This window comes from Streptomyces sp. NBC_00122 (assembly GCF_045160845.1).
Taxonomy (GTDB): domain Bacteria; phylum Actinomycetota; class Actinomycetes; order Streptomycetales; family Streptomycetaceae; genus Streptomyces.
This window is the reverse complement of sequence record NZ_CP108191.1, coordinates 6231309-6241576: the sequence shown is the minus strand read 5'-3', so window position 1 is coordinate 6241576 and position 10268 is coordinate 6231309. Positions and strand designations below refer to the sequence as shown.

The window sequence follows — 10268 nt, the reverse complement described above, 5'->3', positions numbered from 1 at the left end:
TGGCGGGCCCTGCGGGTGTTACTCAGCTAGCGGGGATCTCCCAGGACATGCCGTCCCCGGACGGCACCAGACCACCGCTGAAGAGCGGGTCCTCGTCCGTCAGCTCGTGTCCGAGTGCCGCACGGGCCTGCACGCGGGCGCTCTCCTGCATGACCTCGCCGACGATCTCCGACCGGAAGAACGGGGCCGGGCGGTCCAGGCCGGTGGCGACGTCCCTGCCCGCCGAGTCCACGGCCTGCGCGAGCTGCTCGGCGGCATTGGTGAGCCTGTTGCCGGTCAGCGCGGCCTCACCGGAGGCCGCCCCACCCACCAGTTCCACGAAGGCCTCGACGTCGGTGCTACCGGTATTGGTGATCTTCTTGGCCTGCCAGAAGTACGAATTCTCGTCGTGGTGCAGGTCGTAGAAGCCGACCAGGAACTCGTAGAAGAGCCCGTACTCGCGACGGTAGCGCTTCTCGAACTCGGCGAAGCTGCGCTCCTCGTCCACGTCTCCGGCGAGCACGCTGTTGATGGAGCGGGCGGCGAGCAGGCCGCTGTACGTGGCGAGGTGGACGCCCGAGGAGAACACCGGGTCGACGAAGCAGGCGGCGTCCCCGACCAGGACCAGGCCGGGGCTCCAGAAGGTGGTGTTGGAGTACGAGTAGTCCTTGCGTACCCGGATCTCGCCGTACGGCCCTTCAGTGACCCGGGTTGCGTCGGACAGCATGTCCCGGATCTCCGGGCATCGGTCGACCAGCGTGAGCAGCGCCTTCTCCGGATCGCCCTGGATGATGTCGGCCCGGTCGCGTGCGATGACCGCGCCGACGCTGGTCAGCGTGTCGCTGAGCGGGATGTACCAGAACCAGCCGTCGTCGAACGCGGCCGACAGGATGTTGCCGCTCCGCGGTTCGGGCAGACGCTTGCCACCCTCGAAATAGCCGAACAGGGCGACGTTCTGGAAGAACTCCGAATAGACGCGCTTGCCGCCGGTGTGCTTGTGGATGTTGCTGAGGTTGCCGGAGGCGTCCGCCACGATCGTGGCGGTCACCTCGTGTGTCGTGCCATCAGCATCCCGGTAGTGCAGGCCGGTGACCCGCTCGCCGTCCTTGACGACGTCGGTGACGGCGGACTCCTCACGTACGTCCACCCCCTTGCGACGGGCGTTGTCGATGAGGATCTTGTCGAACTTCATTCGTTCGACCTGGTACGCGAACGAGGTCGGGCCGGCGAGCTTCGGTGAGATGGCGAAGGCGAAGGTCCACGGCTCGGGGTTCGAGCCCCAGCGGAAGGTGCCGCCCAGCTTCTTGGTGAAGTTGGCGGCCTCCAGTTCTTCGGTGACGCCCAGGAGTTTGCAGACACCGTGCACCGTCGCCGGAAGCAGCGATTCCCCGATCTGGTAGCGGGGGAAACTCTCCTTTTCCAGCAGCAGCACACGGTGTCCGCGCATCGCCACGAGGGTGGCGAGGGTCGATCCGGACGGGCCGCCGCCGACCACGATGAGGTCGAAGTGTTCGGCAGTCGATGAGTTCACGGTCAGGTTCCCCCTGGTAGGACGGATGCCTCCATTCCCCAGGAACTGCGCGATCTTGTCCAACGGCTACCGGACCGTCTGTCAGGTACGGCTTGATGCGGCGGTGGCCGGCGCGAAGGTCACCGAAAGGTTCTTCAGGAAGCGGAAATTGATGCTGTCCTGCCAGGTGGGGCCGGGTTCCGCGAGGCGGAGGTCCCTGGTGCGCGCGAGGAGCCGGCTCAGCGCGATCTCGACCTCCGCCACCGCCAGCGAGGCCCCCAGGCAGTAGTGGATGCCGTGCCCGAAGGAGAGGTGGTCGGCGGAGCCACGGGTGATGTCGACCCGGTCGGGGTTCTCGTACTTCAGGGGGTCGTGGTTGCCTGAGCCGAGCACCAGGGTCACCGATTCGCCTGCCGCGATCCTGTGCCCCCGCACTTCGAGGTCTACGAGTGCGACCCGGGTGGTGAACTGCACGGAGCTGTCGTAGCGCAGCAGTTCGTGGGCGGCCTTCGTGGCCAGCTCCGGCTGCGAACGCAGCAGTTCCAGTTGGTCCGGCTGGCGGAGCAGGGCCAGGACCGCGTTGCCGATGAGGTGGGTGGTGGTGGCCTGTCCGGCATCGATGAGCAGCAGGAAGTTCGCGAAGACCTCGTCCTCGGTGAAGTCGCCCTGCTGGAGCTGTTCGGCGATCATCTGCGTGAAGAAGTCGGTGCCGGTCCCGTCGCGGCGGGCCGACGCCCCCTCGTCGAAAGCGGCACGCAGCTGGGTGACACGCGGGATCTCCTTGCGGGACTGGGCGAAGAACTCCAGCAGCAGGCCCTGCCAGTTGCCCAGCAGGTGTTCGGCGTGCTGGGGCACTCCGGCCAGTCGTCCGATCACGCCCCGGGTGAGCGGCTCGGAGAAATCGTGGATGACGTCCATCCGTCCCTGATCGACGACCTTGTCCAGAAGTTCATCGGTGAGTCCCTCGATGACCGGGCGCATCTCGCGGATGAAGCGGGGCGTCAGGCCCGGCCGTATCAGATGCCGCAGTCGTGTGTGGCGGGGCGGTTCGTGGAAGACCATCATGTCCGCCAAGGCGTCCTTGAGCGGTTTCAGTTCAGCGCGCGCGTCAGCCGGCAACGACTCGTGGAAGCTCTCGATCCGGGCGCCCGAGAGCCGGTCGTCCTTGGACAGTGAGCTGATCTCCTCGTAGCCGAGGATCACCCAGCTGCGCATCCACTTGTCATAGTGGACCGGGTGATTTTCACGGAGCTCGCGATAGAACGGGTACGGGTCGGCGGCCAGATCCGGGGTGAACAATTTCAGCAGGCTCGGCACCTCTTGCACGGGCATGGTTCGACCAGCTTTCTGTCGGCTCGAGAACGAGCTGAGAACGGTACTTCGAAGTCCTGGAAACACCGGACGCCGGGTTCGCCGGAATGGACAACCGCGGGGAACAGAGGCGCGGACGGCAGGAAAAGTGGTGGCGGAAACGGCCGCTCGACCGGCTCGAACCTACCACCGCGCACGGCTTCGCCCGGCGATGTACGGACCTGACAGATCGGTCATCGGAGGGTGGACAACCCTTGTCCGTTCCTGGGGAATGAAGCCACGTTCCGTCGGCGGAGGCTGCTCGCCGGCCAACCTTGGAGGCTGGCTCAGATGTCCGAACTCATTGAGGTGACAGGGGCGTTGCCCGCACCGTGGGGGATGGAATCCGCTGTCGTCGCGGGGGGCGCGGCCGGGGTCGGACAGCCCTCGTGGAACGCGCAGCGCGCGTCGCCGATGGCGTTCCACCGCTATGCGCGTGAGGGGTCCAGGCTGTCGCAGGAGCTGACCGACCGCACATGGCCCGGGCGGGAGATCAAGAAGGCTCCGCTGTGGGCATCGGTGGATCTTCGCGACGGCAATCAGTCACTCGCCAACCCCATGGACTCCCGGCGCAAGGGAATGATGTTCGACCTGCTGGTGCGGACCGGGTTCAAGGAGATCGAGGTCGGTTATCCCGGTGCCAGCGCTGCGGAATTCGAATTCGTCCGGGAGCTGATCGAGCACGACAGGATTCCCGACGACGTGACCATCGTCGTGTTCACGCCGGCTCGGCCGGACATGATCGACCGGACCTTCGAGGCGATCCGGGGAGCGAAGCGGGCGGTGGTGCACCTGTGCCTGGCGACCGCGTGCCTGTGGCGGGACGTGGTGTTTTCCATGTCCCCCCAGGAACTCAGGGACTTCACCCTGCGGGGGGCCGAGCACGTGGCCGCGTGGGCGGCCTCGATGCGCGCGGCGAACCTGCGCTTCGAGTTCTCACCGGAGACGTTCAACGTGACCGAGCCGGAGTTCGCGCTGGACCTTTCCAACGCGGTCGCCTCGGTGTGGGAGGCCAGCCCTGACCGGCCGGTGACCCTGAACCTTCCCACCACGGTGGAGACCGATTCCCCCAACGTCTTCGCCGACCAGGTCGAGTGGATGCACCGGAACCTGGACAACCGTGGTTCGATCATCCTGTCCGTCCACCCGCACAACGACCGAGGTACCGCGGTCGCCTCGGCCGAACTGGCCGTGATGGCCGGCGCGGACCGGATCGAGGGCACGCTGTTCGGCAACGGTGAGCGGACCGGCAACGCGTGCCTGGCCACGCTGGCGCTCAATCTGTTCAGCCGGGGTGTCGATCCCCAACTGGACTTCTCCGACATCGACGCGGTCCGCCGTACGGTCGAGGAGAGCAACCAGATGCCGGTGCCCGCGCGCCACCCGTACGTCGGTGACCTGGTCTACACGGCCTTCTCCGGCACGCACCAGGACGCGATCGGCAAGGGACTGGCCGCCCTGGAGCAGCGGGCCACCCGCACCGGCCGCCCTGTGGCCGAGCTGCCGTGGGAAGTTCCCTACCTGCCCATCGACCCCAAGGACGTGGGCCGGACGTACGAGTCCGTCGTCCGCGTCAACAGCCAGTCCGGCAAGGGCGGCGTCGCCCAGGTACTCAAGACCCACTACGGACTCGACCTGCCACGCGAGCTGCGGGTGGAGTTCGCCAAGGCTGTCCAGCGGATCACCGACGAGAGCGGCGTCGAGGTCACGTCCCGCCGCCTGTGGGAGATCTTCAGCGACACCTATGTCGAGCCTCGGCCTGGTCTGCTGCTGAAGGAAGTCCGCGCGACGCGTGAGGAGAACGTCAGCCGCCTCTCGGTCAGGCTGGTCGAGCCCGACGGAAACGAGCAGGTTGTCACAGGCTCCGGGGAGTGCCTCACCGACGCGCTGGTGGACGCGCTCAGCGGAACGAGCCACCAGGTTCGGCTTCACGCCGTCACGCAACACGAAGTCGACGACGCGGTCGGCCCGCGCACCGCCGTCTATCTGCGGACCGGCAGTGGCCCCGGCACCGCCTATGGCGTGGGCATCGACGCCGATCCGGCCGTCGCGACCACCACCGCGTTCTTCAACTCCATCAACCGGGCTCGTTCCGCCTCCTGATGTGAAGGTGTACTCCTTGAACAGATTCAACGGCGCCCTGGCTGACCCGGTGACCGCCGCTGCCGCCCCTCCCGCCTCGGTCGGCACCGGTGGTGTGCTGCTGGGCCTGGCCGTTCTGCTCGCCGTGGCCTATGTGTTCAGCAGGCTGGCCCAGAGGTTCCACCAGCCGGTTGTGATGGGAGAGATCGTCGCAGGCATCGCCCTGGGGCCCAGCCTGCTGGGGCTCCTCCCGGGCGACCTCTCCCATCTGTTCTTTCCCCCCGCCGTACGGCCGTTCCTGCAGGTCATCGCCCAACTGGGCCTGGTGCTGTTCATGTTCGGAGTGGGCTACCGGCTCGAAATCGCGCACCTTCGGGGCGCCGGCCGCCAGGTCACAGCCGTTTCCCTCGGCTCGGTCACCCTGCCCTTCCTCCTGGGCATGGGTCTGGCGGCCGTACTGGCTCCATGGTTCATCACTTCGGAGTTGGGGACGGAAGGCCTTCTGGAGCCGGCCCTGTTCATGGGTGTGGCGATGTCCATCACCGCGTTCCCCGTGCTGGCCCGGATCATCGACGAGCGGGGCCTGAACAAGAGCAGGCTCGGCTCGATCGCGCTCACCTGCGCCGCGATCCAGGACTTTCTCGCGTGGTGCGTGCTCGCGGTGGTCGTCGCCCTGGTGCACGCCACCGGCGCGGGGTCGCTGGCGTGGATGGCCGTCGAGGCAGCCGCGTTCGTACTCGGCCTGCTCTACGTCGTCCGCCCCGCCCTGCGGTGGCTGCTGGCGCCCGAGCGGCGTTGGGCGGGCGGTCCCGTCACCCACGCCGCACTGGTCATCGGCCTGCTGATGTGCGCGTGGGCCACGGAAGAGATCGGCCTTCACGCGGTGTTCGGCGCCTTCGCCTTCGGTGCGGTCGTCCCGCGCCGGCACATCGACGCTCTCGCTCCGGAGGTCCCCGAGCGCATCGAGCAGACCAGCCTCTTCCTGCTGCCCGCCTTCTTCACCGTGACCGGGCTCTCGGTGAACCTCGGCGGTCTCGGCTGGCAGGGCGCGCTCATGCTTCTGGCCGCGGTCGCGGTGGCGTGCGCAGGAAAGTTCGTGGGCGCGTTCGGCGCCGCCGTGCTCACCGGGGCATCGGCTCGTGAGTCGACGGCACTGGGCGTTCTCCTCAACGCACGCGGCCTGACCGAGCTGGTCATCCTCAATGTGGGTCTCTCGCTGAAGGTCCTGGACTCCAGGATGTTCACCGCCATGGTCTTCATGGCGGTGATCACCACCATCATGACCGGACCCCTCCTGCACCGGATCCACCCGCTGGAGGGGCGGCCTTCGACACGGGAGCGCTCACCGGACCCGGTCGGCGCCAAACGATGAGCCGCGGTTCATGACGTCCGCCGCTCGCCGGGCCACCGGCGAGCGGCGTCCGCCGCGGCGGCACCTACGACCCCGGACGGTCAGCCTTCCAGGGAGGCCCATATGCGTCCGGCCACGCCGGACGCGGGTGTTTTGCCGGGGCGCATGCCTTCCAGGTGCGGGCGGAACTTCGCGGCCAGCATGCGACCGAATTTCTCAGCCCTGCGCTCCTCGTCGAGATCGACATCGGTGCGGGCGGCGAAACGGGCGACGGCATCGTCGAGGCTCCACCGGTCACCGATCATGCGCGCCGCGACAGCCGCACCGGCGGCACCGCCGTGCTGCCCGCAGCTTCCTTCCTTGCGGTGCCACAGCTCGTGCCCGACGATCACCATCTGGTGCAGCGGCGATGTGTTCGCCTCGACGACGATCGCCTCGAAGTCGCCCATGTCGAGCCACAGGCCACTGACCGTGTCCTGGGGAAACGGCTCAAGCATCAGGCGCACCTCACGCCCGCTGCTCTCCGTCACGTACGCGCAGACGGCCCGGAACAGTTCGACCGGAGTGTCCGGCAATGGACGGGCCGTGCCCGTGAACAGCTCATCGCGATGTCGCTTCATTTCGCGGTACGTCCCCACCGCGCCCCCCATGCATCACATTCCGTACCATCCCCGCAGGTCCGGTCTACGTACTCCGGGCCTCCCGGGCCCGCTCCTCACGTGCCCGCCGGGCAACCGACTCGATCAGTGCGATGAGCGGCTGCGCCGTGTCGTCGGGCACCTCGGCCAGCGCGCGCGCCGCGTATCCGACCACTCCGAGTTCCGGATTCAGTCCGGATCCAGTGTCCCCGCCCTCCAGACGCTGGAGGTGTTGGGACTGGCGCTCGAAGGCCCGCTCCAGAAGATCCTTGTGGATCTCGAGCAGAACCCGGTCGAGGGCCTCGGCCGGGCTGGCCACCAAGAACTCGATCCTCTCCCCGAAGAACTGCGCGATCCCAGCGGCGTGGTCCAGATTCGGAGCCTTACCCGTCTTGATCATCTTGTCGAGCCACTGCGGACTCGTACCCGCCCCCGCCGCGATCTCCGCGAGCGAGTAGATACGGAGCTGACCGTCGGTCGAGGGCCTCAGACGTGTGGCGCGCAGGAAGAGGATCCGGTCCAGCACCCGCCGATGGCGTGCTTCCACCACGTCCGCACCGCCCTCGGCGGCAGACGCCACCGGCTCACCGCGCAGCAACGCCTCGACTTCCGCCACGGGCAGCCCGGAGGCGTAGGACAGCCCGCCCTCTCCCTCGACTCTCAGCACGTCCTCGCGCTCGTCACCCAACCGGTCGAGGAGGGTGACGATGCGATGGAGCGTGCTCACAGGATCAGCGGTAGGTCTGTCACTCAACGCTTGCTCCCACGGACTCCGACGGCCTTGACGTTTCGAGCTCTGACCGTAGCCGTTCACGCAACGTGAGAGCAACGACGAATGATCTGCTCTCAGCCAGAGATTCTACGTCGGAGATCGCTGCGCCCCTGCCATGGGTGCAGCGCCGCGGTGGCGGGGCCGGAGCCGCAGAGCCCGGGAGATGCGGACCAGGAGGTCGCAGTACTCGGTCTCGGACGAGCGCAGGGCGTGGGCGGCACGGCAGCTCTCGTCGTCGCCGACCGGAGCGGTGCGTGCGCGGGCGTCAGCGGCTGCCTCCAGCATGGCGGCAAGGCCGGCCGCCACGGCGTCCGGCCGGCGCGCACCCTTCAGAACCGCCTCGCGGTAGGCCAGTTCGCGTATCCCGTCGGAGCAGTAGGGGCGCAGTTGGAGTATGCAGTCCTGGATGTTCGTCATGCGGTTGACCAGGTGCTGCTCGGGTCCGGCGTACCAGGGCGTGGCCAGCGCGAGGGGGCCCGGGGCACTGGTGGCGGGTGGGCGCACGACCCGCATCAGATGGGCGAGCGCGAGGAACGTACTCACGGGCTTGGCAAGGCGTTCGGTGAACCAGGGGCCGAAAATCGGCAGGAGGAAGCCAAGGGTGACGATGACGGCTGCGATGGAACTGAACGAGGCGGCCCGATCGTTGAGTACGTCCCAGTTCCGTCCGGTCCAGCGGGCGGCGACGGCGAGCAGTTTGACCACTCCGTAGGTGAGGTTCGCCAGGAACCCGGCGACGAGCACGTACAGCCCGGCCCGCAGCCAGTCGTCGGCCGTGGACGATCCGTTCGTCCGGGTCTCTTTGCGGATGGCGAGCGTCCAGCGCCAGCACACGATCGTGGCAGCGGCCGCAGCCACGATGTTCGCGAGCAGATAGAGCAGCAACATCTCGCTGATGTAGGGGGTGGTGGCGTAGTAGGTGTCGAAGTCGCGCTGCCTCTCGTCCGGCGCGTCGCCGAGGATGAAGCAGCTGATGACCGCCACGCCCACGAGGAGGTGTCCCAGGATCCAGAGACGCACACGCCGCCGGGTATGCGCCCTGCCTTCCGTGTCCCCTCTCCAGTTCTCGATCAGAGCCAAGCAGGTGCACGCGTACGCGCACAGGATGCATTGGACCAGCACAGCCGAGAAGTTGCAGACTCCGGTGACCCGGTTGACCACCGTGACGGTGGGCGGGGCGGAGAAGAAGAATCCGGCGCAGTGCAGAAAGATCAGAGTGTTGACGGTGCGGACCAGAGGGCTGCGCCACCCCCTCACCAGGGCGGGAAGCTTGACCAGCAGCACGACGCCCAACGCGGCTGCGGGAACATACAAGTTGAAACCTTGTTGCACGGTCAGCCTTCCAGTGGTGCCCAGATGCAGCCGGCCACGCCGGTGAGTTCGGCGCCGTCGATGTCGCCCGCAAGCGGGGCCAGGAATTCCCTGTGAAGTGCTGACGCGGATCGCGTCCCGTCACGTCTCATCCGGAAACGGCTGACCCCGCCATCGGGCAAACCCTCGGTCATCAGCCGCATCGGCCCCCCATGCATCATTCCAAGATCATGCCAGTGAACCGCGGTTCTTCCGGGAGCGCGACACCGCTCTCACTCCGCTTTCGTCGCCCCCGGCGCGTCCAAGGCATCGCGGATCTCCCGCGCCCGATCCTCACGCGCCCGTCGTGCGATCGATTCGATGAGCGCCACGATCGGCTTGGCCGTCTCATCGGGTACGTCGGCCAAACACCGGGCCGCGTTCCCGACAACGCCCAGCTCGGACATCACGTCGTCGGCCGGGCCCGCGTTCTTGAACCTGTGCACGTCAGCGTCCTGCCGCTCCACGGCCTGCTCCAGCAGGCCCACGTGAATGCGCTGCAGCACACGATCCAGCGCCTCGGCGGGCGGGTCCACCAGAAAATCGATCCGCTCCCCGAAGAACCTCGCGATCCCATCCGCGTGGTCGAGGTTCGGGACTCTGCCCGTCTTGATCATCTTGTCGAGCCACTGCGCGCTCGTGCCCGCGCCGGCCGCGATCTCCGCCAGCGAATAGATCCGGCACTGCCCGTAGGGCAGGCGCAGCAGGCGCGTGGCGCGCAAGAAGAGGATCCGCTCGACCACCCGCCGACGGCGCACCTCCACCGGGTCCGCCCCGAGGCCGACGGCCGTGTCGGACAGCGCCCGATCGCCGCGCAGCAAAGCCTCGACGTCCTGCGCCGGCAATCCGGAAGCGTACGAGAGCCCGCTCTCGCCCTCGACCCGCAGCACCTCCTCGCGATCACGGCCGACCCGGTCGAGGATGGCCACGATGCGTCGAACGGTGCTCACCGGATCCGGAGCAGACCTGTCACTCACCGCATACACTCCAGGACTCCAAGCGCTGACCATCCGAGCGTGACCGTAACCGCTCACCTGCCGCAATAGCAACCACCGCTGACGAGGGATCAGCCAGGGTTGCGTCAGGTTCCCGGTGGAGGACTCGCACCGGTCCCGGCCGGCGCCCAGCGCGAACATGCGGCAGGCCGCCCGCCCCGCAAGCCACCGCGACCGGCCCCGGCACGCCCGTTCGCCCGCGACGGCGTTTCGCCGCTGCCGCTCGCCCCCACCGGCACCG

Annotated in this window: 8 protein-coding genes; 2 read left to right on the top strand and 6 right to left on the bottom strand. The window is 67.8% G+C overall.

Annotated features, from left to right (window positions below):
- Positions 1-22: 22 nt before the first annotated feature.
- Both OG737_RS28560 and OG737_RS28555 read right to left on the bottom strand, forming a co-directional pair.
- Positions 23-1510, bottom strand: a complete 1488-nt coding sequence (locus OG737_RS28560; protein WP_328929086.1) for a tryptophan 7-halogenase — start codon at positions 1508-1510, stop codon at positions 23-25.
- A gap of 81 nt (positions 1511-1591) precedes the next feature.
- The gene (locus OG737_RS28555) at positions 1592-2821 is read right to left on the bottom strand and encodes a cytochrome P450 (RefSeq protein ID WP_328929085.1); all 1230 of its coding nucleotides are present in this window, start codon (positions 2819-2821) and stop codon (positions 1592-1594) included.
- Positions 2822-3130: 309 nt separating this feature from the next.
- Here OG737_RS28555 and OG737_RS28550 point away from each other — a divergent pair, with 309 nt between their 5' ends.
- Complete coding sequence (locus tag OG737_RS28550) at positions 3131-4942, top strand: 2-isopropylmalate synthase (RefSeq protein ID WP_405922141.1); 1812 nt, start codon at positions 3131-3133, stop codon at positions 4940-4942.
- A 16-nt stretch (positions 4943-4958) separates the two neighbouring features.
- The gene (locus OG737_RS28545; RefSeq protein WP_328929084.1) at positions 4959-6293 is read left to right on the top strand and encodes a cation:proton antiporter; all 1335 of its coding nucleotides are present in this window, start codon (positions 4959-4961) and stop codon (positions 6291-6293) included.
- Positions 6294-6373: 80 nt separating this feature from the next.
- On the opposite strand, the gene OG737_RS28540 is transcribed toward OG737_RS28545, so the two are convergent.
- The 4 genes from OG737_RS28540 to OG737_RS28525 all read right to left on the bottom strand — a co-directional run bounded on the left by OG737_RS28540 (position 6374) and on the right by OG737_RS28525 (position 9961).
- Entirely contained in the window at positions 6374-6910 is a 537-nt protein-coding gene (locus OG737_RS28540) for a toxin-antitoxin system, toxin component (RefSeq protein WP_405677212.1), read from the bottom strand.
- Between the two features lie 46 nt (positions 6911-6956).
- Positions 6957-7637 (bottom strand): hypothetical protein, encoded by a 681-nt coding sequence (locus tag OG737_RS28535; RefSeq protein WP_405922140.1) that lies wholly within the window; start codon positions 7635-7637, stop codon positions 6957-6959.
- Positions 7638-7769: 132 nt separating this feature from the next.
- Positions 7770-8996 carry a DUF6545 domain-containing protein gene (locus OG737_RS28530; RefSeq protein WP_328929081.1) on the bottom strand — a complete coding sequence of 409 codons (1227 nt, stop codon included), beginning with the start codon at positions 8994-8996 and terminating at the stop codon, positions 7770-7772.
- 269 nt (positions 8997-9265) lie between these two features.
- Entirely contained in the window at positions 9266-9961 is a 696-nt protein-coding gene (locus tag OG737_RS28525; RefSeq protein ID WP_405677215.1) for a hypothetical protein, read from the bottom strand.
- Positions 9962-10268 lie beyond the last annotated feature (307 nt).

Excerpts from the sequence above, each read along its gene's own strand:
- OG737_RS28550 (WP_405922141.1), top strand. The coding sequence starts at position 3,131 with ATGTCCGAACTCATTGAGGTGACAGGGGCGTTGCCCGCACCGTGGGGG.
- OG737_RS28555 (WP_328929085.1), bottom strand. The coding sequence starts at position 2,821 with ATGCCCGTGCAAGAGGTGCCGAGCCTGCTGAAATTGTTCACCCCGGAT.